The organism is Streptomyces sp. NPDC086554, assembly GCF_040686095.1.
In the GTDB taxonomy this organism is placed as follows: Bacteria; Actinomycetota; Actinomycetes; order Streptomycetales; family Streptomycetaceae; genus Streptomyces.
This window is the reverse complement of sequence record NZ_JBFBJK010000014.1, coordinates 223,119-247,103: the sequence shown is the minus strand read 5'-3', so window position 1 is coordinate 247,103 and position 23,985 is coordinate 223,119. Positions and strand designations below refer to the sequence as shown.

Sequence of the window (23,985 nt, the reverse complement as noted above, 5' to 3'; positions counted from 1 at the left end):
CCTCGTAGAAGACGGCGCGTTTGAACCACTCGGGGTCGCGGTCCTTCGCGGGAGTGTCCTCGAAGGTGTCCTGGACGGGCTCATTGACGATCATGGTGTGGGTGACCCTCCGATCAACGGTGAGGACGGTCGCAGGACCCGGAGGATGTGCGCGGGCGCGTGGCCCGGCTCGAGGCGCACATAGTTGGCCCTGCCCCAGTGATAGGTCTCGCCGGTGAGCTCGTCGCGCACCGGCACGGTCTCGTGCCAGTGGAGGCCGAGTTTCGGCATGTCCAACGAGACCGTGGCCTCCTGGGTGTGGTGGGGGTCGAGGTTGGCGACCACCAGAACCGTGTTCGATCCTTCCGGGTCGTCCGGGTCCCTGACCGTCTTCGAGTACGCGATCACCGCCTCCTGGTCGGTGGAGTGGAAGTCCAGGTCACGCAGTTGGCGCAGGGCGGGGTTGGCGCGCCGTACGCGGTTCAGCGTGCTGATGAGGGGTGCGATGGTGGAGCCGGAACGCTCGGCCGACTGCCAGTCCCGCGGCCGCAGTTGGTACTTCTCCGAGTTCAGATACTCCTCGCTGTCGGCCCGTACCGGGGTGTTCTCGCACAGTTCGTATCCGCTGTAGACGCCCCACGTCGGCGAGAGGGTTGCGGCGAGCACGGCGCGTACCTCGAAGGCGGGGCGGCCGCCGTCCTGGAGGTAGGCGTGCAGGATGTCCGGGGTGTTGACGAAGAAGTTCGGCCGCAGATAATGCGCCGTCTCGGACGACAACTCCCTTAGGTAGTCGGTCAGTTCATCCTTCGCGTTGCGCCAGGTGAAGTACGTGTACGACTGCTGGAAGCCGATCGCCGCGAGGGTGCGCAGCATCGCGGGGCGCGTGAACGCCTCCGCCAGGAAGATGACGTCAGGGTCGGTGCGCCTGATGTCGGCGAGCACCTCGTCCCAGAAGACGACGGGTTTGGTGTGCGGGTTGTCGACGCGGAAGATACGCACGCCGTGGTCCATCCAGAACCGCAGCAGACGTACGGTCTCGGCGACCAGGCCCGGCAGGTCGCGGTCGAAGGCCAGCGGATAGATGTCCTGGTACTTCTTCGGCGGGTTCTCCGCGTACGCGATCGTGCCGTCGGCGCGGTGCGCGAACCACTCCGGATGCTTCTCCACCCAGGGATGGTCCGGAGAGCACTGCAACGCGAAGTCCAGCGCGACTTCGAGATCCAGATCGGCGGCCCGGCGTACGAAGGCGTCGAAGTCGTCGAGCGTGCCGAGATCGGGGTGGACCGCGTCGTGCCCGCCCTCTGGGGAGCCGATCGCCCAGGGCACGCCCACGTCGTGCGGGCCGGGGGAAAGGGAGTTGTTCGGCCCCTTGCGGAAAGTGGTCCCGATGGGGTGGATGGGCGGCAGATAGACGACGTCGAAGCCCATCTCCGCGATCGCGGGCAGCCGCTCGGCCGCCGTCCGGAAGGTACCCGAGACCGGCGGAGCACCCTCGCGGACGACGGCACCCTCGGAGCGCGGGAAGAACTCGTACCAGGACCCGAACAGCGCCCGCTGCCGCTCCACAAGCAGCGGCAGCGGCTCCGACTCCGTGACGAGCTCACGGAGCGGATACCGGCCGAGCACCGCGTCGACCTCCGGGGTCAGCGCGGCGGCGAGTCGGGCCGCGACGGGGCGTGCGGTGTCGCGCAGGGCCTCGGCGGCGGTGCGCAGGGTGGCGCGGCAGCCTTTGCCCACCGGGGCTCCTGCGGCGGCGCGCTCGTGCAGGCGTGCGCCTTCCTCCAGGACGAGTTCGGTGTCGATGCCCGCCGGTATCTTGATCTGCGCGTGGTGCCGCCACTGCGTGACGGGGTCGCCCCACGCCTCGACGCGGTACGTCCAGTTCCCGGGCGCGTCCGGCGTGACGTCCGCGCCCCACCGGTCGGTGCCGGGGGCGAGCTCGCGCATCGGGGTCCAGGGGCCCGCGCGCCCCTCGGGGTCGCGCAGCACGACATTGGCGGCGACCGCCTCATGCCCTTCGCGGAAGACGGTGGCGGTGACCTGGAAGGTCTCACCGGCCACGGCCTTGGCGGGCCTGCGCCCGCCGTGCACCTGCGGCGCGATGTCGAGCACCGGTATGCGGCCGGGCGGCGCGTCCTGCTGTGGGGCAGGGTCCTGCTGTGCCGCCGGGTCCTCCCGGCTCTTGGGCACCTTCTTGGGAGCCTTCGCCGAAGCCTTCGCCGGCGGGCGCGTTGAGGGCATGACCACTCCTGTCCGCGTTACATGAGTGGGGCGGATACGGGGGTGTGGAGGGTTCCGCTGCGTGCGTACCGGAGGATCCTTCCCACGGTTTTCGGGTGGGCAATCCGGCGCTTTGTTAACTACTAGTGCGTAAGGCCTCATACAAGACTGGCGGCACGACGAGTGTGTTTGGGCACTTGCCCGGCGCACATAGAACCGGCCCCGCCGATCGAGGCGGGGCCGGTCCGTGATGCGGCGTGTCCTACGGGTTGTTGACCTGCAGGAGCTTGTTCGGGGAGCCGAGGCCGCTGCCCGTCACCTTGCCCGGCACCGCGCGGTCGGTGAGCGCCTTGCTCACCTCGGCCGGTGCGGCCGCCGTGTGGTCGGCGAGGTACAGCGCCGCCGCGCCCGCCACGTGCGGCGCGGCCATCGACGTACCGGAGATGGTGTTCGTGGCACTGTCGCCCGTGTTCCACGCCGACGTGATGCCCACGCCCGGAGCGAACAGGTCAAGGCCGGCACCCCAGTTGGAGAAGCTTGCCTTGGCGTCCTTGGCGTCGGTCGCGCCGACGGTGACCGCTTCCTTCACGCGGGCCGGCGAGGACAGGAACGCGGGAAGCCCGTCGTTCCCCGCCGCGACGGTGTAAGTGACGCCGGACGCGATGGAGTTGCGTACGGCGGCGTCCAGCTGGTTGTTGACCGTGCCGCCGAGGCTCAGGTTGGCGACCGCGGGCTTCTTGGCGTTCTTGGTGACCCAGTCGATGCCGGCGATGACCTGTGCGGTCGTCCCCGAGCCCGCGTTGTCGAGGACGCGCACGCCCACGACGTTCGCCTTCTTGGCCACGCCGTACTTCTCGCCCGCGACGGTCGCGGCGACATGCGTGCCGTGGCCGTTGCCGTCCTGCGCCGTGGCGTCGTTGTCGATGAAGTCCCAGCCGCTGCTCGCACGCCCGCCGAAGTCCGTGTGCGTGCTGCGGATTCCGGTGTCGATGACGTACGCCGTCACGCCCTGGCCGGCGGATTCGGGCCAGGTGTAGGACTTGTCGAGCGGAAGGTCGTTCTGGTCGATCCGGTCGAGACCCCAGGACGGCGGATTCTTCTGGGTGTGGTCCATGGACACCATGCTGTCCTGGACGACGGAGGCGACGTCCGCGTCTCCCGCGAGCCGCTTGGCCTCCTTCGAACCCGCCTTCACCGCATAGCCGTTGAGCGCCGTGCTGTAGGTGTGGCTGATTTTTGCCCCGTATTTCTCGGCGATGTCCTTGCCCGCCTCCGACGGGGCCTTTGTCCCTCCCTTGAGTGTGACGATGTAACTGCCGCTGATGGAACCGGGCTCCCCGGCGCCGAGTATCTGCCCCAGCGGGGCCTCGGCGGGGGCTGCGTGTGCGGGCAGCGTGATGGCCGAAAGCACCGCCGCCGTGGTGGCGGCGGTGACGGCTCCCGCCCACCGCAGACGCTTCGTTCGCGACAAAGTCATACGCTGGCTTCCCTCCCCAACTTGACGTGCGGCCCGAGGAGTTGGACCGGTGACTGCCGGGTCCCCCGTATCCTCCGCGGGCGCCACTTGGCAGCCTCTCGTGAGCTGTGAGGCCCTACAAGACCACACGGCGTGGGGGAATCGGCCATATCGCCCGTGGGGGTGGTGTGAGGGTTGCGGCGATTTTCGGACGAGTGCGGGCGTGCTCGGCCGATACGCGGTATGTGATGTGCCGGGCGGGCAAGTCGACGTCCGACGACCGCCAGCGATACCCCGCCCCGGTGGCCACACTGGCCCCATGAACTCCATGGATGTCCTCGCCGGGATGTACGAGGCCGAGTCCCGCTACCTGGCTGCCGGCGGGCCCGGCAAGGCCACTTTCGACCTGCTCGCCCCCTTCTTCGCCACCGATGTCGTCATGCATCAGGCCGAAGCACTGCCGTACGGCGGCGTCTGGCGCGGCCACGACGGCATGGCGCGCTTCTTCGTCGCCATGAGCGAGGCATGGGACTCCTTCGAGATCGGCGAGCAGGAGTTTCTGGCCACGGGGGAGACGGTCGTGGTGTGTTCCCAGGTCCGAGCGCGCGCCCGTGCCACCGGACGCGAGCTCGACTTCCCGGTGCTGCAGACGATCGCCGTGCGGGACGGACGGATCGCGGAGGTTCGGCCGTTCTACTGGGACACGGCGGCGATCGTGGCGGCGTGCCGCAGGCCGTCGGGGGCGGCTGGTCAGCGGCTACTCCTTGGCCGTCCTTCGGCTACTCCTCCACCCGGGCCGACAACGGCACGGGGGCGAGGCGGCCGATGAGCAGCCCGCCGTCGTCGGACCGCAGCCCAGGGGCGGCGTCCGGGAGTGCGTGGATGCCGAGGCGGTAGGTGAGGGGCGGCGGGTCCGCGATCGCCGGAGCCGCCGGGGTCGCCGGTGCCCGCGACGGTGGTGATGACGCCGTGGTCATCCACACGGCGTACGCGGCGGTTGACGCTGTCGGCGACATAGAGGACGCCCTCCACGGAGGCACCGGAGGCACCGGAGGCACCGGTCTCACCGGCGGCACCGGCGAACCCGTCGTCCCGCACCACGCCGTGCGGCTCGTACAGCGCGGCCTCGGTCGCGGGACCGTGGTCTCCGCTGTACGCCTGCACGCCGGTGCCCGCCACGGTGAAGATCGTGGCCTGCTCCACGGGTGCCTGGTACGTCATCGCCATCGTCTCTCCTCCGGGCTTGTCGGGCCTTCCCGCGTGCGCGCGGGTGAAGGTGAATTCCCCGGAGAAGTTAGCCGTGGGAACTTCGCCGGACAATGCCAGCTCAATTCCCCCTGGATTCACATTTTTTCACTTCCGTTTCACGGTTGACTCTTCTACAGTTGCGCATGCCACGAATGGCGCACCGAAAGGCATTCCTTTCAGGCCCGAACCCCGCCTACCAGTTCAAGGGAACTGTCGAGGCATTGGTCATGGCGGACCTGGTATAGCGAGCAGCCGGCAGCGCCAAGGCCCGTACCCACCTGGGTACGGGCCTTTTGGTGCGCTCTCGGGGGTTCTCCCGCAATGAATTCAGGACAGCCTTGAAGTTCATCGTGTCGAGGTTTGACGGGAATTGGCGTGCAATACGGGACAACCTTTTCAGGAATTCGGAGTTCCGATTTCTGGGACTCCTGGTCGGGCGAGACGGGTGCGGGTGTCAAGCGTGTCGTCCGGGCCATTTACGCAGCAGGGTGACAAGTGTGGCGAGTTGGGGATGTAGGTAATTGTCACCGCGAGATCGGATCGCTAGCGTCTCCATCCGTCGATTTCTTCTCTCGAAACTTCCCCACGCCGGCCCTTTCCGTCCGGCCGGGGAGAAACGGAGCAGAACATGCCGGAACTTTCGAGTGACCCGAGGCCCGAACTCGTCCGCTTCGACCCCCCGTCGGGTTCCGTCGACGGCGGTCAGCAGGTGACGGTCCACGGCAACCACCTGCAGTACGTCATCGACATCTACTTCGACCACGACGCGTGCATCATCAAGGAGCAGCAGGCCACCAAGATGGTCATCATCACCCCGGCCCACGAAGAGGGTCCGGTGTGGGCCGTCGCCGAGAGCAGCGGCGGCTACAGCAACGGGCTGCGCTACCGGTACACCAGCGGCTGACAGCGGGCTGAGCGTGGCACCGGCGGCTGACCGCCGCTGAAAGGCACCAGAGGGGTCCGGCCGATCGCCGGGCCCCTCTTCTCGCGCTCCCCGTGCGCCGTGGTGACGGAGGGCGGGCCGGGCTACCTTCGTACACGTTCCGCACGTACACATTCCGCAGGTACACATTCCGCACGTACACGCCCCGCACATACACGCCGTACGAAGGTGGAGACCGTGAAGGCCATCCGTCGATTCACCGTACGTCCCGCCCTTCCCGACCCCCTGTCCCCCCTCGCCGAGCTCGCGCGCAACCTGCGCTGGTCCTGGCACACACCCACCCGTGACCTCTTCGAGGCCGTCGACCCCGAGCTGTGGGCCGCCTCCGGCGGCGACCCCGTGCGGCTGCTCGGCAGCGTGCCACCCGCGCGGCTCGCCCGGCTCGCCCACGACGAGCCGTTCCTGCGGCGCCTCGCGGAGGCCTCCGACGGGCTGCGGGAGTACCTCACCGGGGACCGCTGGTACCAGGAGCAGGCCGCCGAGCGCGGTGGTGAACTGCCGTGCGGTGTCGGCTACTTCTCGCCCGAGTTCGGCATCACGGCCGCCCTGCCGCAGTACTCGGGCGGCCTCGGCATCCTCGCCGGCGACCACCTCAAGGCGGCCAGCGATCTCGGGCTCCCGCTCATCGGGGTCGGGCTGCTCTACCGGCACGGCTACTTCCGCCAGTCCCTGTCCCGCGACGGCTGGCAGCAGGAGACCTATCCCGTGCTCGACCCCAACGAGCTGCCGCTGACCCTCCTTCGTGAGGCGGACGGTCGCCCCTGCCAGGTCGCGATCGCGCTTCCCGGCGGCCGCTCGCTGCGCGCCCACGTCTGGCAGGCGTGCGTCGGGCGCGTTCCGCTCCTGATGCTCGACTCGGACGTCGAGGAGAACGACCCCGGCGCCCGCGAGGTGACCGACCGGCTCTACGGCGGCGGCAGCGAACACCGGCTGCTCCAGGAGATGCTGCTCGGCATCGGCGGGGTGCGCGCCATAAGGGCGTACTGCCGTCTCACCGGGCACGCGGAGCCCGAGGTCTTCCACACCAACGAAGGGCACGCGGGCTTCCTCGGCCTGGAGCGGATCCATGAACTGGCCGAGCAGGGCGTGGAGTTCGACACCTCGCTCGAAGCGGTCAGGGCGGGCACGGTCTTCACCACCCACACGCCCGTCCCCGCCGGAATCGACCGCTTCGACCGCGAACTGGTCGCCCGGCACTTCGGCCCGGACGCCGAGCTGCCCCGCATCGACGTCGAGCGGATCCTGCGCCTGGGCATGGAGACGTATCCGGGCGGCGAGCCCAACCTCTTCAACATGGCCGTGATGGGCCTGCGCCTCGGACGGTGCGCGAACGGCGTCTCCACCCTGCACGGCAAGGTGAGCCGCGAGATGTTCGCGGGCCTGTGGCCGGGATTCGACGCCGACGAGGTCCCGATCTCCTCCGTCACCAACGGCGTGCACGCCCCGACCTGGGTCGCCCCCGAGGTCTTCCGGCTCGGCGCACGCCAGATCGGCGCCCAGCGGACGGAGGACGCCCTGTCGGTGGGCGGCTCGGAGCGCTGGGACGCGGTCGCCGAGATCCAGGACGCCGACATCTGGGCGCTGCGGCGTGAGCTGCGCGGGCAGTTGGTGACGGAGGTCAGGCGGCGGCTCTACGCATCGTGGCGCGGCCGTGGCGCGGCGAGCGCCGAACTGGGCTGGATCGACGACGTACTGGACCCGGACGTCCTGACGATCGGCTTCGCGCGCCGCGTCCCTTCGTACAAACGCCTGACGTTGATGCTGCGCGACCGGGACCGCCTGATGGATCTGCTCACCCACGAGGAGCGGCCCATCCAGATCGTCGTGGCCGGAAAGGCGCACCCGGCGGACGACGGCGGCAAACGCCTCATCCAGGACCTTGTGCGCTTCACGGACGACCCGCGGGTGCGCCACCGCGTCGTCTTCCTGCCGGATTACGGCATGGCGATGGCCCAGAAGCTGTATCCCGGCTGCGACGTCTGGCTGAACAACCCGCTGCGCCCGCTGGAGGCGTGCGGCACGAGCGGCATGAAGGCCGCGCTGAACGGCTGCCTCAACCTCTCGGTCCTGGACGGCTGGTGGGACGAATGGTTCGAGCCGGACTTCGGCTGGGCGATTCCCACGGCGGACGGTTCGGCGACGGACGACGACCGGCGTGACGAGCTGGAGGCGGCGGCGCTGTACGACTTGCTGGAGCGCCGGATCACGCCCCGCTTCTACGAGCAGGGCCCCGGCGGTCTCCCCGACCGCTGGATCGAGATGGTCCGCCGGACGCTGACGCGGCTGGGCCCGAAGGTCCTCGCGGGGCGGATGGTCCGTGACTACGTGGAGGGGTTGTACGTTCCCGCCGCGCTGGCGCATCGGGCGCTGGACGTGGGCGCGGCAGGGGAGTTGGCCTCCTGGAAGGCCCGGGTGCGCGCTGCGTGGCCGCGGGTCGCCGTCGACCATGTCGAGGCGTCCGCCTTCGGGGCGACGGCCGAGCTGGGCTCGACGCTCGCGCTGCGGGTCCGGGTGCGGCTCGGGGAGCTGACGCCGGATGACGTGGAGGTGCAGGCGATCGCGGGGAGGGTCGATCCGGAGGACTTCATCGCGGACGCGACGCCGGTGCCGCTGAAGCCGGTGGCGGGCCCCGACGCGGAGGGCCGCCGCCTGTACGAGGGCCCACTGGCCCTCGACCGGGCGGGCCCGTTCGGTTACACGGTCCGCGTCCTGCCGGCGCACCGGCTGCTGGCGAGTGGGGCGGAGCTGGGTTTGGTGGCGGTGCCGGCGGAGGGGATGGGGGAGGGAGCGGGGGTGCTGATGCGGTGATGCGGTGAGGCCACCGTGACCACGAGCGATGACCGGCACTCCAGCTGCCTTGTCAGTCGGCTCAAGTATCCTTCCGGCCGCCATGCATCGACTGGGAGGACCAAGAGAATTGACCGGCCTGTCTGCTTTCCCGCTGCCCTTTCAAGCGTCCCGTTCCATATCGTTCGCGACACCCCGGACACTGCGGGAACTCCAGATGATGGAGTGCAGCGCCCATATCCGGGCGAAGCCGGGGTGGTTCGACAAGATGAACGACGCCGACATCGTCGCCAGGTGGACGCAAGAAGCGGTCGCCCAGGGCCTCACCGAGGCGCAGGTTCGTTACGTGCTTGCCGAACTCGTGCATTACGCCGCGCTGCGGGACGGACAAACCGGCGTAGAAGTGTCCGCCGTCGACGGGGTGTGGCAGTCGGACACACTGGTCGACGACGAGCTCGGATCCCGGCTGCGCGAGGCGGTCCGGGTTCTGGAACAGGCACCCGAAGACGAAAAGGACTGGCATCCCGGATCCGATGGCCAGGTACTTGATCTGGTGCATCCCTCACTGTTCTGCCTGGTGAACGAGGTGAGCGGAGCGCCCGAGCGGGCTTGGCGGAACCCGACGGACCGCTATTCGCGGCACGAATTCTCCGAGAAATTCCAGTGGCTTCCGACGGACGTCGACGTCAGTGACGACGGCGATGTCGCCTTCCGTTCGTACGTCAACAACATCCACCCCGAGAAGCATCGTGAACTGGCCTCCGCCCTCCCGGACTTGTTCGCACGCCTGCGTCCGCTGTTCGAGAACGTGCTCACCGATCTGCGCCATCCGCGGCCCCTGCGGATCGAGGCCGATCCATACGGGTGGTACGACTCGGAGCCGGAGTATCCGGACGAGTCTTCCTACAGCGATGACGGTGCCTACGAAGAGGCCGTCAGTGCCTACGAAGAGGCCCAGGACGATTGGTGGGAGAATCGCAGCCCGGTCATCCCGGACGCCCCTGCCTTCACCCCGCCCGAGTTGCCCGACGACTCCGCCCGAGTCGACCTGCGCGGCCGTCGTCTCCAGGTCATCGTCAAGCTCGCCACCATTCATCTCACTCCGGACAAGCCCGAGTACGCCGGCGGTTCCTGGCATGTCGAGGGGATGCTGAATGAGCGGATCGTCTCGACCGGCATCTACTACTGGGACAGCGAGAACATCACCGAAAGCCGACTGAGTTTCCGGGCGGCGCTCGACGACCCGAACTACGAACAGAACGACGACAACGGTGTGCGTGAGGTCTACGGCCTGGAGAACGAAGACGCACTGAACCAGAAGCTGGGATCGGCATCGACCCCGGAGGGCCGCTGCCTGGCGTTCCCGAACGTCCTGCAACACCGCGTCGGCTCGTTCCGCCTCACGGACGCCACCCGTCCCGGGCATCGTAAAATTCTCGCGTTCTTCCTGGTCGACCCGTCGGAAAAGATCGTCTCGACATCCGATGTGCCACCGCAGCAGCCGTGGTCCGAGACCTCGACCATGACGCTCGAACAGGCCAAGAGCTACCGCGAACAACTCATGCAGGAACGCAAGTTCTTCGTCGACGAACACAACGAGCAGCTCTATGAGCGGGAGTTCTCCCTGTGTGAGCACTGATCGCCCCACGGAACCGTCGGCTTTCCGCCGGACGTCCTGACCTGTACGTTCACGTGTACTCAGGGCAGTTGGCGGTGTAGGTGTGACGGGGGTTGCAGCATGGCGGGCCATAGGCCGCGGGATTGGCACGTCCTGGATCTGGACAAGGATCCGACTCCGGGTGATCCGCACCGGGTTCGCAGCCTTGCCAAGAATCTGCATGACTTCTCGGACGATGTCGGCAGGGTGCTGCGGGACATCAAGGGGATGGCGGGCGAGGACGCGATCCTGCAGTGGGCGGGCAAGACGGCTGACGCTTTCACGGAGCAGTTCGAGGATGCGCCGAGCAAGCTGAAGAAGCTCAAGAAGAGCTACGAGATGGCCGGGGATGCCCTGTCCGCGTACTGGCCGGATCTGGAACGCGCCCAGACCCTTGCGGACAAGGCGCTGGTCAAGGGTCGTGAGGCGCAGGCCGACTTGAGCAGTGCCAAGTCCAAGCTGACGTCGGCGAATTCGTGGGTGGAGCGGGCGGGCAAGGAAGCCGACAAGTACAAGGACGACAAGGGCTCGGGCAAGAAGGATGTGCCCGAGCCGGACCCCGACAAGGTCAAGGCCGCCACCCGCAACGCCACCTCCGCCGAGAAGGCCCAGACCACCGCCCAGGGCGACGTCACCTCCGCGCAGAGCGCGCTGGATGCGGCGAAGAAGATGGCCGAGGACGCGCGCAAGATGCGCCAGGAGGCCGCCGGTACCGCCAAGCGGAAGATCGACGAGGCCTCCGACGCGGGCATTCAGAACCGCAAGTGGTGGGAGGAGATCGGCGACTGGGTCTCCGACAACTGGGACACCATCATCGCGGTCTGCAAGGTTGTCGTCGCCGTGGTCGGTGTCATCGCGTTGATCGTGGGCGGGCCCATCCTCGCCGCCATCGTCATCATCGCCGGAGCGATCGTTCTCGCCGACACGCTGACCAAATACGCAAAAGGCCAAGCCACCCTCATGGACGTCGCGTTCGCCGCGATGGACTGCATTCCGGGAGCCAAGGGCATCACCACCGCCGCCAAGGCCGCCAAGGGGCTGAAGGCCGCCGCCCGCGGACTGCGCTCCGGGGGACTCCGCAACGCCCTCGCGGGCGGCATGAAGAAGGTGGCGGGCAAGGCCAAGCCGACCAAGGGCCGCTGCAAGAACGGCGACCCCATCGACATGATCTCCGGCGAAATGCTCATGGAGAAGACCGACGTCGAACTGCCGGGCCTGCTCCCACTCGTCCTCCAGCGCACGCACCTGTCCACGTACCGCTGGGGCCACTGGTACGGCGACTCATGGGCCTCGACGCTGGACGAGCGGGTCGAGATCGACGACGAAGGTCTGATCTACGTCACCGAGGACGGCCAGCTGCTGTCCTACCCCCACCCCCAACCCGGCGGCGAGCCGGTGCTGCCCGCCCACGGCCCCCGCCGGCCGCTGAGCATGGACGACGCAGGCACGGTCACGGCCACCGACCCGCACACCGGCCATGTCCGCCACTTCCTCCCGGTCACACCCGACACGGTGGATACGGCCGACACGGCGGACACGGAGCCCCCTGCCGGAGAACGACACGAAACCCTGCCACTACGAGCCATCACCGACCGCAACGGCAACCGCATCGACATCGACCACGACCCCACCGGCGCACCCACGGCGATACGCCACACCGGCGGCTACCACCTGAAGGTGGACACCGACGACCACCGCATCACCGCGCTGCGTCTGCTCGCCCCCGGCACCGGCACGGGCGGCACGCTGGTGGCCGCGTACGGCTACGACGAGGTCGGCAATCTGGCCGAGGTCCACAACTCGGCCGGGCTGAGTCGGCTTCTGGACTACGACGACCGGGCCCGCATCACGTCCTGGACCGACAGCAACCACACCTGGTACCGCTTCACCTACGACGACGAAGACCGCTGCGTCCGCGGCGAGAGCACCGCCGACCACCTGGCCTGCACCATCGAGTACCGCCCCGATGAGCAGGAAACCCGCTACACCGACGCCCTCGGCCAGACCACCGTCTACCGCTACAACGACCTCAGCCAGCTCCTGTCCGAGACGGACCCGCTGGGCGGCACCGTCCACACCGAGTGGGACAGCTGGAACAACCTGCTCGCCCGCACCGACGCGCTGGGGCGCCGCACCGAGAACACCTGGGACGAGCACGGCAATCCGACCGCGACACGTGCTCCGGACGGCACGTGCGCCGGCGCGGTGTACAACGACCTCAACCTGCCGGTCGAGATCGTCGGCCCGGACGGCGCCGTCCTGCGCCAGACATGGGACGAGCACGGCAACCGCACCAGCGTGACCGCCCCCGACGGCATGACTCACCACTTCACCCACGACGCCACCGGAGCCGTGTCCACCATCACGGACCCCCTCGGCCACACCACCGAGCTGCGCTGCAACGCGGCGGGCCTGCCGCTGGAAGTCACGGACCCGCTGGGCGCGGTGACCCGCTACGACCTCGACGCCTTCGGCCGCGCGAGCACGATCACGGACCCGACGGGCGCGACCACGCGCCTTGAGTGGACGGTGGAGGGCAAGCCGGCGCGGCGCACGGAGGCGGACGGCTCGTCGGAGTCGTGGACGTACGACGGCGAGGGCAACTGCACCTCGCACACGGACGCGATGGGCGCGACCTCGACACACGAATACACGCACTTCGACCTGATCGCGGCCCGCACGGGCCCCGACGGCGTCCGCTACGAGTTCGACCACGACACCCAGCTCCAGCTCCGCAAGGTCACCAACCCGCAGGGACTGACCTGGAGTTACGAGTACGACCCGGCAGGCCGCCTCGTGGCGGAAACGGATTTCGACGACCGCACACTGACGTACACCCACGACGCGGCGGGCCAGTTGGTGACCCGTACGACGGCCGCGGGCGACGAGATCACCTTCGAACGGGACGCGCTGGGCCGGACGGTCACGCAGAACGTGGCAGGCGCCGCGATCACGCGCTACACCTACGACGCGACGGGCGACCTCACCGAGGCGGTGAGCCCGGACGTGACACTGACCCTGGAGAGGGACAGGGCGGGGCGTCTGCTCTCCGAAACGGTCAACGGCCGCACCCTGACCCACACCTACGACGAACTGGGCCGTCGCACCGGCCGCACCACACCGTCCGGCGCGACGAGCACCTGGACGTACGACGCGGCAGGCCATTGCACCGAACTGATTGCGTCCGGCAGGAGGTTGGCGTTCACGCACGACGGGGCGGGCCGGGAGCTCACCCGCACGGTCGGCGAGGCCCTGACACTGACGAACGTGTACGACGTCGTGGGCCGCCTGACGAAACAGGAACTGATGGGCCCGGCCCGCACGCGTATCCAGCACCGTGCGTACACCTACCGTGCGGACGACCATCTGACCGGCATGGAGGACCAGCTGGGCGGCACGCGGCGCTTCGACCTGGACGCGGCAGGCCGGGTCACCGCGGTCCACGCGGCAGGCTGGACGGAAACCTACGCCTACGACGAGGCGGGCAACCAGACCAGCGCCTCCTGGCCTGCCAACATGCCGGGCCAAGAGGCAACAGGCCCCCGCGCGTACACCGGCACCCGTATCACCGCGGCGGGCAACGTCCGCTACGCATACGACACAGCGGGCCGCACCACCCTGCGCCAGAAGACCCGGCTGTCCCGCAAACCCGACACCTGGCACTACGAATGGGACGCGGAAGACCGCCTCACCTCCGTGGTGACCCCCGACGGCACAAGGTGGCGCTACCTCTACGACCCCCTGGGCCGCCGCGTGTCCAAACAGCGCGTGACGGAACAGGGGGTGGCAGAACAGACCGACTTCACCTGGGACGACCTGACCCTCTGCGAACAGACGAGCCACACCCCGGGCGCACCGGAATCAGTGACCCTCACCTGGGACCATGACGGACTGTGCCCCCTGGCCCAGACAGAGCGCAAACACCTCACCGACGAAGAAGTGGACGCCCGCTTCTACGCCATCGTCACCGACCTCGTCGGCACCCCGACCGAGCTCCTCGACGAACAGGGGGACATCGCCTGGCGCACCAGAACCACCCTCTGGGGCACCACGGTCTGGAACCGAGGCGCCACCGCCTACACACCACTGCGTTTCCCCGGCCAGTACTACGACCCCGAGACGGGGCTGCACTACAACTACTTCCGGCACTACGACCCCGAAACCGCCCGCTACCTCACCTCGGACCCGATCGGTCTCGCCGGTGGCTTCGCGCCGCACAGTTACGTTCCCAACCCGTTCATGTGGATCGACCCTCTCGGCCTTTCCCTCCTGGACGTCAGCAAGAACGGAGTGAAGATCGTCGTGCACGAGTACGACGTCGACAAGCCGGCGCACGCCCACGTCACCGGTGGCGGGGGCCGCGAGGTCAGGATCGGGCCGAACGGCAAACCCCTCCACAACCAACCGGAGCTTTCGAGCAAGCAGCGACAAGCGGTGGAGCATTTCAAGCCGCAGATCAGGACCGCCGTCAGGAAGCTCGGCAAGCGGAGTCAGGCGGAGGAGCGGGCTGCGAAGGAGCAGCGCGAGGCCGCCGAGGCCGGCAAGAAACCCTGCAAGTAGGGATGAAGCGATGACATTGCATTCCGATGTGGCCGAGTTGCTGGCGGAGGCCGGCATCGTCGACGTGGACGTCGACGAAGCCGTCGCGGACGACCACGCCCGAACGTCCGCGTACCTACGCGTCGTCTCGGTGATCGCTGCCTCGCGGAGCCGCGACCGGGACCGCGCGATCGTGGCCACGATCCTGCGCGACCCCGACGAATCGGGGTCCAAGACGGCGGTGGTCGCCCTCGTGGACGAGATCGCGTGGAAGGTGACCGGTCCTGCCGAGTTCCGGCAGTGGTCGGACGAACTGCTGCCGGAGATCGACCAGCTCAAGGCGGAGGCGTACCGCGAGTTCATCCGCCGCCGTATCGACGACTGGCTGTTCTATCTGTCCATCAAGGACGGCCACGTGCCGACACCGGCCGAGTTGGCGGAGGTCACCGACTGGATGCAGCGCCACCTCGCCGAGTGGTCGAGGTCGCCGGAGGTGCTCGCCGTCGTCGCCGAGTCGGCCCGCACCAAGAAGACACGGAACATCGCGAAGAACCGAGCCGGAAGCCGTGAGCTGAGAACGGAATGAGTCGCACGCTCCGAGGGGAGCGGAAAGCGGCACCCGGGGGGAGGAGGCCCCCCGGGTGCCGCCCCGGCAAAGAGAGTTGCTTGACGAGAGTTACTTGACGTTGACGCCGGTCCAGGCCGCCGCGACGCCCTTGGCCTCGGCGGAGTCCGCGCCGTACAGGTCCGTCGCCGCCTTCAGCGTGCCCTCACGCGCGGCCTTGTAGTCCGTGGTCGTCGTGAAGTACGTCGTCAGGGCCTTGAACCAGATCTTCTCGGCCTTCTCGCGGCCGATGCCCTCGACCTTGGAGCCGTCGGCGGTCGGGGAGTCGTACTTGACGCCGTTGATCTCCTTCGCGCCGCTGCCCTCCGACAGCAGGTAGAAGAAGTGGTTGGCGATGCCCGAGGAGTAGTGGACGTCTACGTTGCCCGCGTCCTCGCTCCAGTTGTCCAGGGAGTTGCCGTCCTTGGAGGGCTTGTCCATGTACCGGAGCGGCGATCCGTCGCCGTTGATGTCGATCTTCTCGCCGACGTAGTAGTCGCCGACATCCTTCTCGTTCTTGGCGCCGAACTCGACGGCCGCCGCGAAGATGTCGGAGGTGGCCTCGTTCAGGCCGCCCGACTCGCCGCTGTACTCCATGTTGGCGGTCGCCGCCGTGACGCCGTGCGTCATCTCGTGCGCCGCGACGTCCATCGACGTGAGGGGCTTCTTGTCGCCCTCGCCGTCGCCGTACGTCATGCAGAAGCAGCTGTCGTCCCAGAAGGCGTTGACGTACGCCTTGCCGTAGTGGACCCGCGAGGTCGCGCCCTTGCCGTCGCCCTTGATGCCGTCACGGCCGTGCACGGTCTTGTAGTAGTCCCAGGTCAACTGGGCGCCGTAGGCGGCGTCGACGGCGGCGGTCTGGGCGTCCTCCGGCTTTCCGGTGCCCCACGTGTCGTCGTCGTCCGTGACGAGCTTGCCCTCGCCGCTCTCGCTGTGGTCGAGGTCGTACGTGGAGTGGCCGCCGCGGGTGTCGTCGGTCAGGACGAAGCCGTTGTCGCCCTTCTTGGAGCCGACCTCGACGTCGCCGCTGTACTGGCTGTGGCCCGCGCCGTTCTCGATGGCCTGGTACTGGAAGAGCTTCTTGCCGGTGGCCGCGTCGGTGATGACGTGCAGCTTGCTCGGCGTGCCGTCCTTCTGGACGCCGGTGACCACGGTTTCGTGAGCCAGGACCGGCTTGCCGGAGGCGGCCCAGACGACCTTGCGCGGCGCCTGTGCGTCCGCCTTCTTGGTGTCGCCGGTCTTCGCGGCGGTCGACTCGGCGGACTTCGCGGCCGACTTGGTCGCGATCTTCGCGGAGGTGGAGGCGACCTTGATGGTGGCCTTGGCCGCCTTGGTCACGCTCTTGACCTTGCCGCTCTTCGCGGCGTGCACGACGAGGTCGCCGCCGAGAACGGGCAGGCCGTCGTAGGTGCGCTCGTAGCGGGTGTGCGTGGTGCCGTCACGGTCCTTGACGACATCGCGGACGACGAGCTTTTCCTTGGAACCCAGGCCGATCTTCTCGGCGGTGGCTGCCTTGTCGGCGTTCGCGTCCTGCAACAGGTCCGCGCGGGCCGACACGGAGAGCGAGACCGGGGACGCGGCGGACGCGCCGGCCTGGTCGGGCTGTGCGGATGCGCCGGTGGTCAGGCCGGCGGCGAGCATTGCTCCGGCGGCAACAGCGGTGGCTATGGCCAGCGTTGAGCGCTTCCGGGTTATGTGGGGGGTCACGCATGCTCCTTCTGTGGGGGGCCCGGACGGTATGGGGACTGTCCGGGCTGAAAGATGCGGTGCGGGTGTATCTGGTGTGCCGTGCGAGGGAAGAGTGCCAGTTGAGCCAGGTTCATGTCAGGCCCTTGGCCATAGGTTGGCCAGAAATGGTCCGTTGAGCGAAGGTCCATGTACGCAATGCGAACGACGGCGTACAGGCGGCACACATGGGTGCGCCGCTCCGGGGAGTTGAACCACCCGGAGCGGCGCCGTCTCTCATTTCGCGGGGGACCTGGAGGACTTGGAGGACTTGGGGAGGCTTACGGGAACGTCAGCTTCCAGCTGTTGATGCGGCCGACGTCCTGCGCGGCCACGTCCTGCACCTTCAGCTTCCACGTCCCGTTGGCCACCTCGGACGACGCGTCGACCGTGTACGTCGCGACGATGTTGTCCGCCGAGTCCGATGAACTCGAGTTCTTCAGGCGGTAGTTCGTGCCGTCGGGCGCCACCAGATCGACGACCAGGTCGCCACGCCAGGTGTGCACGATGTCGACGCCGACCTTCAGCGCGCTGGGCGCGTTGCCGGTGCGTCCGGTGACGTTGACCGAGGAGGTCACCGCCGCACCGTTGTCCGGAATGGCGACATCTGTCGTGTTCTCGAAGTCCGTGCCGCCACCGCCGGGCCGCGAGCCGACGTTGACACCGGCCCATGCGTCGGCCACCGCCTTGTACTCGGCGCTGGTCGTGCCGTACAGCTCACCGGCCACGGCGAGCGTCCCGGTGCGGGCCGCCGCGTAGTTGGTGGTCGTGGTGAACTTCGTCGTCAGCGCCTTAAACCAGATGAGCGACGCCTTGTCACGACCAATTCCGGCCACAGGCAGGCCGTCCGAGGTGGGCGAGTTGTAGGAGACGCCGTTGATCACCTTGGCGCCGCTGCCCTCGCTCAGCAGGTAGTAGAAGTGGTTGGCGACACCGGACGAGTAGTGGACGTCGATGTTGCCGATGCCCGAGTACCAGGAGTCCTTGGACGAGCCGTCCTTGCTGGGCTTGTCCATGTAGCGCAGCGGGGTGCCGTCGCCGCGGATGTCGATCTTCTCGCCGACGAGGTAGTCGCCGACGTCCTGCGCGTTGTTGGCGTTGAACTCGACGGCCGCCGCGAAGATGTCGGAGGTCGCCTCGTTCAGACCGCCGGACTCGCCGCTGTACGTCATGTTGCCGGTGGCCGCGGTCACACCGTGCGTCATCTCGTGGGCCGCCACGTCGATGGACGTCAGCGGCTTGGCGTTGCCCGCGCCGTCGCCGTACGTCATGCAGAAGCAGCTGTCGGACCAGAAGGCGTTGACGTAGTTGTTGCCGTAGTGGACCCGCGAGTACGCGCCGACGCCGTCACCACGGATGCCGGAGCGGCCGTGCACGTTCTTGTAGTAGTCCCAGGTGAGTGCGGCGCCGTAGTGGGCGTCGGCGCCCGCGGTCTCCAGGTTGGAGGCCTGGCCGTTGCCCCACACGTCGTCGGCGCCCGAGAAGAGCGTGCCGGTGCCGGAGGTGCCGCGGTTGAGGTTGTTCGTCCTGTGGCTGCCCCGGGTGGTGTCCGTCAGGGTGTAGTTGGACCCCGACTGGGCCGTCCCGAGGGTGACCTGACCGCTGTACTGGGTGTTGCCCGTGCCGTTCTCGATGCCCTGCCACTGGAAGAGCTTCTTGCCGGTGGCCGCGTCCGTGATGACGTGCAGCTCGTTCGGCGTCCCGTCGTGTTGCAGCCCGCCGACCACCGTCTCGTACGCGAGAGTCGGCTCGCCCTTGGCCATCCAGACGACCTTGCGGGGCGCCCGGTCCGCGTCGGTCTTCTTCGACCCCTCGGCCTTCGCGGCCCCGAGCGCCTGCTTCTCGGCGGCCGACGCCTTCACATCGGCTGTGGTGTCGACGCCCTTGAGCTGCGCCTTCGATGCCTTGGTGACGCCCTCGGTCTTCCCGGACTTCGCCTCGTCGACCACCAGGTCGCCGCCGAGTACGGGCATTCCGTCGTAGGTGCGCTCGTAGCGGGTGTGGGTCGTGCCGTCGCCGTCCTTGGTGACGTCACGTACGACGAGCTTCTCCTTGGCGCCGAGGCCCAGGTCCTTGGCGGTGTCCGCCTTGGTGGCGTTGGCGTCCTTGAGGAGCGCGGCACGCTGGGCGGGGGAGAGCTTGGCCGGCACCGAACCCGGGTCGGCCTTGCCGATCTTGGCGGCGGCCGGTGCGGTGGACGGAGTCCTGGCCGGGTCGTCGGCCGTTGCCGGGCCGGTCTGGACGGCCACCGCGATGAGCGCCGCGACGGCGGTCAGGGCGCCGGCTGCGGCACCCCGTCGGGAGGAGATGGATCTGCGGGACGCGGATCTGTGGGAGGTGGATCTCAACACGGACTCCTTCTGCGTGGCCGCGGGGTTGCGCGGCCAGGGAGGTCGGGCGGCGCGGTCGTGCCGTCCGGGCAGAACAAGGCAGAACGTGGAGCTGGGAATCGAACGTGGAGCTGCGAATTGAGGGGAAGAGTGGCACCAGGGCGGGCTCCTTGTCAGGGTTGCGTCAATAGTTGGCCGGAACTGGTCCGCTGCCCGGTAGGTCACGTTCGATATACGGAGAGGGCGTCCAAGTCCAGGGGCTGCCCTCTTGTTCGAGGACAGCTCCCGGTCGTGCGTCAGATGTTCGATGTCGTACTACCGGCCCGGCGTCGGGCGGCCGGTGGCCGGATCTGGTCCACGAACTGGGCGCGTGGCGCGCTCAGTTGGGGACAGCCGCCCCAGGTGCGGAATGATCACGAAGTCCCCGGCGGCCGGCTAACCCACCACGCTGTCCCGCCAGGCGCGGTGCAGATCCGCGAACGAGCCGCTGCCCGCGATGAGTTCGTCCGGAGTGCCGTCCTCCACGATCCGGCCGTGCTCCATCACGAGCACCCGGTCGGCGATCTCCACCGTGGAGAGCCGGTGGGCGATCACGACGGCGGTGCGGCCGCGAAGGACCGTGTGCATGGCGCGCTGCACCGCCCGCTCGCCCGGGATGTCCAGGGAGCTGGTCGCCTCGTCGAGGATGAGCACAGACGGGTCGGCGAGCAGCGCCCGCGCGAAGGCCACCAACTGCCGCTGACCGGCGGAGATACGGCCGCCCCTCTTGCGTACGTCGGTGTCGTAGCCGTCCGGAAGGGACGCGATGAAGTCGTGCGCGCCGATCGCCTTCGCCGCGTGCTCGATGTCTTCGCGGGTGGCGTCAGGGCGGCCGATGGCGATGTTCTCCGCGACCGTGCCGGAGAAGAGGAACGCCTCCTGGGTCACCATGACCACGCCGCGCCGCAGTTCGGCGTTGGCGAGGTCGCGCAGATCGACCCCGTCGAGGAGGACCCGGCCGTCCGTCGGGTCGTAGAAGCGGGCCAGGAGCTTGGCGAGCGTCGACTTGCCCGCGCCGGTGGAGCCGACGACGGCGACGGTCTGCCCGGCGGGCAGCGTCAGATCGAAGCGGGGAAGGACCTCGCCGCCGGTGCGGTAGGCGAACCGCACGCCGTCGAAGCGGACCTCGCGGCCCGGGTGTTCGGAGGCGAGGGCGGGCAGCGGGCGCGCCGACTCTGCGGCCGGTTCCGGCACCGAAGGCGTCTGGGCGAGCAGACCCGCGACCTTCTCCAGGGACGCGGCCGCCGACTGATAGGAGTTGAGGAACATGCCGAGCCGGTCGATCGGGTCGTACAGGCGCCGCAGATAGAGCACCGCGGCGGCGAGAACCCCGAGCGCGAGCGTGCCGTCGGTGACGCGGTAGGCGCCCCACAGGACGATGCCGGCGACGGCCGTGTTGGCGACGAGCCGCGAGCCGACGACGTACTGGGCCATCTCCAGCATCGCGTCGCCGTTGCGGCGCTCGTGCCGGTCGTTGAGCACGGCGAACTCGGCCTCGTTGGCGCGCTCGCGGCGGAAGGCGCGGACCGGGCGGATGCCGTTCATCGTCTCGGCGAACTTCACGATGACGGCGGCGATCGCGGTGGAACGCTTGCCGAACAGCGGGCCCGCGCGGCGCTGGTAGCGGCGTACGAGGAGGTAGAGCGGCACGAACGAAGCCACCGCGGCGGCGCCGAGGCTCAGGTCGAGCCAGAGCAGCATCGCCGAGATGTAGACGAAGGACAGGATGACGGTGATCAGCTCCTGCAGGCCCTCGCTGAGCAGCTCCCGCAGGGACTCCACATCCGTCGTCGAGCGGGAGATCAGCCGCCCCGACGTGTACCGCTCGTGGAAGTCCACGCTGAGCGCCTGCGCGTGCCGGAAGATCCGCCCGCGCAGATCGAGCAGCACGTCCTGGTTCACCCGGGCCGAGGCGACGATGAACGCGTACTGGAACGCGGCGGACGCGGCCGCGCACAGCAGATAGCCGACGCCGACCGCGATCAACGGCCCGTGGTCGTCGCGGCGTACGGCCGGTACGCCGCTGTCGATGGCGTACGCCACGAGCAGCGGCCCGCCCTGCACGGCGGCCTGCTGCAGCAGGAGCAGCACGGTCGCGAGAACGACCCGCCTGCGCAGCGGCGCGAGCAGCGAACGGAGCAGGGCGGCGGTGGCGCCGGGCCGGGTGGGGAGCGTGTCCTTGTCGAAGTCGTCGGTGGGGGAAACGGATTCGGCGGGGCCGGGCTCCCTGTCGTCTACGTCGTCTACGGGCGGCCGCTTTCCGGGTTCGGAGTGGTCCCCGCCGGAGTGCTCGCGCTCGCCGTCCGCGGACCGACCCCGTCCGGTGGGGCGCCCGTCGGCGTCGGGTCGCTCCTCCTCGCCCGGCCCCGTTGTACGTGACGTCGGTGTCGATGCCGTCATCGGGCGGCCTCCCCCTCCGCGGACCCGGGGTCCGCCTCGTCCTTCGCGTACCAGGTGTCCGTACCGGGCTCTTCCTCGCCGGAGGCGGGCTCCGCCCCCGACATCAGCCACGCGTACTCCGCGTTCTCCCTCAGCAGTTCCTGGTGCGTGCCCACCGCGGTGATCCGGCCCCCGGACAGCAGGGCGACGCGGTCGGCGAGCAGGACCGTGGACGGGCGGTGCGCCACCACGAGGGCCGTGGTGTCCCGCAGGACGCGGCGCAGGGCCGCCTCCACCAGGGCCTCCGTGTGCACGTCCAGGGCGGACAGCGGATCGTCGAGGACCAGGAAGCGGGGGCGGGCGACCACGGCGCGGGCCAGGGCGAGGCGCTGGCGCTGACCCCCGGACAGGCTCAGGCCCTGCTCGCCCACCTGCGTGTCCGTACCCTGCGGCAGCGCGTGCGCGAAGTCCGCCTGGGCGACCTCGAGAGCGCGCGCCAACTCGGCCTGCCCGGCGGCTTCTCCGGCCCCCATCAGAACGTTCTCGCCGACCGAGGCCGAGAAGAGCGTCGGCTCCTCGAAGGCCACGGCCACCAGGGTGCGCAGATGCTCGCGGTCCATCTCCGCGATGTCCGCGCCGTCCAGCGTGATGCGGCCCTCGCTCACCTCGTGCAGCCGAGGCACCAGCGCCGTCAGGGTCGTCTTCCCGCTGCCCGTCGCACCGACGAGGGCGAGCGTCTCACCGGTGCGTATGTGCAGATCGATCCGGTCGAGCGCGGGCGGCGCGTCGCCAGGGGCATCGGGATACCGAAACCGCACACCGTGAAACCGGAGCCCGGCTTCCACGGAGCCGGGCATGACCGGCGGCTTCGTCACCGAAGCCACCGAAGCCACCGAAGACTCCGGCACCGCATCCATCACCTCGAAGTACCGCTCCGTGGCCGTCGCCGACTCCTGGCTCATTGCGAGCAGGAAGCCGATCGACTCCACCGGCCAGCGCAGGGCCAGGGCCGTCGAGAGGAACGCCACCAGCGTGCCCGTGGACAGGTCGCCGTCCGCCACCTGCACCGTGCCGAGGACGAGCGCCGCGCCGATCGCGACCTCCGGCAGCGCCACGATCACCGCGTAGATCGCGGCGAGCAGCCGCGCCTTGGCGAGCTCCGTGCCCCGCAGCGTGTGCGAGAGGTCATGGAACGCCCGTGCCTGGCTGCGGTGGCGGCCGAAGCCCTTGATGATGCGGATGCCGAGCACGCTCTCCTCGACGACGGTCGTCAGATCGCCGACCTGGTCCTGCGCCCGCCGCGCCACCGCCTGATAGCGGCCCTCGAAGTACGCGCAGAAGATCACCAGCGGGAGGAGCGGGGTCAGCAGCAGCAGACCGAGCGCCCAGTCCTGGGCGACCAGGATGACCATGCCGACCACGATCGTCGCGCCGTTGACCACCAGGAACGTCAGCGGGAAGGCGAGGAACATCCGGAGCAGCATCAGGTCGGTCGTGCCGCGTGACAGGAGCTGGCCCGAGGCCCAGCGGTCGTGGAACGCCACCGGAAGGCGCTGCAGATGCCGGTAGAGGTCCGCCCGCATCGCCGCCTCGACCGAGGCGAGCGGCCGCGCCACCAGCCACCGCCGAAGACCGAAGAGGAGCGCCTCGGCGATGCCGAGCAGCAGCAGGAGCAGCGCCCCGAGCCACACCCCGCCGAGGTCCCGGTCGGCCACGGGACCGTCCACGAGCCACTTCAGTACGAGGGGGAAGACAAGCCCCGTACAGGACGCGAGGACGGCGACAAATGCCGCGCTGAACAGGCGAGTTCGTACGGGGCGGACATAGGGCCACAGACGCAGCAGGGTCCGCGCGGCGGACCCTCCCGAGTGTTCCCCCGCTGGTCGCCCCGCTGATTCCTTCGCTGATTCCTTGGTCGGTGCATCTGGGTTCGGCATCAGGAGCGAGCCTACGGATGGCCACTGACAGCGCCCACCGAGTTTTGGCCCGGACCCGCTCGTCCGCTGGTCCTACGACCCGCCTGCACCGGGGAGGTCGTACCCGCCATCAGCCGATCGGCTGATGCCGCTTCGAGCGCGA

At 68.9% G+C, this 23,985-nt stretch carries 12 protein-coding genes and 1 pseudogene; 6 read left to right on the top strand and 7 right to left on the bottom strand.

Annotated elements, in window-relative coordinates; all coding sequences use genetic code 11:
* Window positions 1–90: 90 nt before the first annotated feature.
* Both AB0O76_RS24430 and AB0O76_RS24425 read right to left on the bottom strand, forming a co-directional pair.
* Window positions 91–2,220 (bottom strand): alpha-1,4-glucan--maltose-1-phosphate maltosyltransferase, encoded by a 2,130-nt coding sequence (locus tag AB0O76_RS24430; protein WP_365495012.1) that lies wholly within the window; start codon window positions 2,218–2,220, stop codon window positions 91–93.
* A 241-nt stretch (window positions 2,221–2,461) separates the two neighbouring features.
* A complete protein-coding gene (locus AB0O76_RS24425; protein ID WP_365495009.1) occupies window positions 2,462–3,676 on the bottom strand; it encodes a S8 family peptidase in 1,215 nt (404 codons plus the stop codon).
* Window positions 3,677–3,974: 298 nt separating this feature from the next.
* Here AB0O76_RS24425 and AB0O76_RS24420 point away from each other — a divergent pair.
* Window positions 3,975–4,382: pseudogene (locus AB0O76_RS24420) on the top strand (nuclear transport factor 2 family protein); the annotation flags it as partial.
* 52 nt (window positions 4,383–4,434) lie between these two features.
* Here the strand turns inward: AB0O76_RS24420 and AB0O76_RS24415 are convergent.
* A complete protein-coding gene (locus AB0O76_RS24415; RefSeq protein WP_365495006.1) occupies window positions 4,435–4,632 on the bottom strand; it encodes a hypothetical protein in 198 nt (65 codons plus the stop codon).
* An 899-nt stretch (window positions 4,633–5,531) separates the two neighbouring features.
* Here AB0O76_RS24415 and AB0O76_RS24410 point away from each other — a divergent pair.
* The 5 genes from AB0O76_RS24410 to AB0O76_RS24390 all read left to right on the top strand — a co-directional run bounded on the left by AB0O76_RS24410 (window position 5,532) and on the right by AB0O76_RS24390 (window position 15,415).
* Entirely contained in the window at window positions 5,532–5,807 is a 276-nt protein-coding gene (locus AB0O76_RS24410; RefSeq protein ID WP_365495003.1) for an IPT/TIG domain-containing protein, read from the top strand.
* Between the two features lie 216 nt (window positions 5,808–6,023).
* Entirely contained in the window at window positions 6,024–8,654 is a 2,631-nt protein-coding gene (gene glgP, locus AB0O76_RS24405) for an alpha-glucan family phosphorylase (protein ID WP_365495000.1), read from the top strand.
* Between the two features lie 109 nt (window positions 8,655–8,763).
* Complete coding sequence (locus tag AB0O76_RS24400; RefSeq protein ID WP_365495049.1) at window positions 8,764–10,272, top strand: DUF4246 domain-containing protein; 1,509 nt, start codon at window positions 8,764–8,766, stop codon at window positions 10,270–10,272.
* Window positions 10,273–10,371: 99 nt separating this feature from the next.
* Window positions 10,372–14,850, top strand: a complete 4,479-nt coding sequence (locus tag AB0O76_RS24395; RefSeq protein ID WP_365494997.1) for an RHS repeat-associated core domain-containing protein — start codon at window positions 10,372–10,374, stop codon at window positions 14,848–14,850.
* Window positions 14,851–14,860: 10 nt separating this feature from the next.
* On the top strand, window positions 14,861–15,415 hold the full coding sequence (locus AB0O76_RS24390; protein WP_365494994.1) for a hypothetical protein: 555 nt from the start codon (window positions 14,861–14,863) through the stop codon (window positions 15,413–15,415).
* Window positions 15,416–15,505: 90 nt separating this feature from the next.
* Here AB0O76_RS24390 and AB0O76_RS24385 read toward each other — a convergent pair whose 3' ends face one another.
* The 4 genes from AB0O76_RS24385 to AB0O76_RS24370 form a co-directional block, all read right to left on the bottom strand.
* Complete coding sequence (locus AB0O76_RS24385) at window positions 15,506–17,140, bottom strand: M4 family metallopeptidase (RefSeq protein ID WP_365494992.1); 1,635 nt, start codon at window positions 17,138–17,140, stop codon at window positions 15,506–15,508.
* Window positions 17,141–17,439: 299 nt separating this feature from the next.
* Complete coding sequence (locus AB0O76_RS24380) at window positions 17,440–19,506, bottom strand: M4 family metallopeptidase (protein ID WP_365494989.1); 2,067 nt, start codon at window positions 19,504–19,506, stop codon at window positions 17,440–17,442.
* A 417-nt stretch (window positions 19,507–19,923) separates the two neighbouring features.
* A complete protein-coding gene (locus AB0O76_RS24375) occupies window positions 19,924–21,927 on the bottom strand; it encodes an ABC transporter ATP-binding protein (RefSeq protein WP_365494986.1) in 2,004 nt (667 codons plus the stop codon).
* Window positions 21,924–23,843, bottom strand: a complete 1,920-nt coding sequence (locus tag AB0O76_RS24370) for an ABC transporter ATP-binding protein (RefSeq protein WP_365494984.1) — start codon at window positions 23,841–23,843, stop codon at window positions 21,924–21,926. Before AB0O76_RS24370 ends, AB0O76_RS24375 begins: the two co-directional genes overlap by 4 nt.
* Between the last annotated feature and the right edge of the window lie 142 nt (window positions 23,844–23,985).